Consider the following 561-nt stretch of genomic DNA (forward strand, 5'->3'; position numbering starts at 1 on the left):
CGCCATGCAACATCGGCGACAACCCTGCCAAAATCAACTGCAGACCATATGGGTAGCTATCACCAGAGATCTCTCGCTGACTCAGTTCTAACTGATGAAGAACAGCCTCTAGTCGCTCTTGCGGAACACCGTTCTGTGCCACATCTTCGAGAACAGAAATCACAAGCTTTTCGAACTCTGCGACGCGCTCCGGCTCGCTTCCCTCAATGCCACAAGCAAACAACATTTCTTTATTAGAGTCTTCAAGTCCACACAACGGTGATGGTGCCTGCCCTAGTTCAGTTTGCTCGAGTGCTTTCTGCAATGGCGCTGCAGAGTTCTCGAACAACACGTTCGACAACAAGTGCGCTTCAAGATTGCTTTCTAAATCAAAGCTGTGATCGAGCAACCAAGACATCACGATGTGTGTTTTATTTTCAATACCATCGTTTTCATCAATTGGGTAATTTTCAACGACAGTGAGCGGCGCACAATAGCGTTTTTCGTCAGTCACAATAGCTAGATCATTTGAACGCTCAAAACGCGATAAGACATTGTTGTGGAATGTCTCTTGATGCTCTT

Annotated in this window: 1 protein-coding gene; it reads right to left on the reverse strand. The window is 46.3% G+C overall.

All coding sequences use genetic code 11. The features are described 5' to 3' along the window. Positions 1–561 (reverse strand): insulinase family protein (locus A3739_RS01640; protein ID WP_197471948.1); only part of this gene is annotated, 561 nt, incomplete at both ends.

Source organism: Oleiphilus sp. HI0067, from assembly GCF_001635735.1.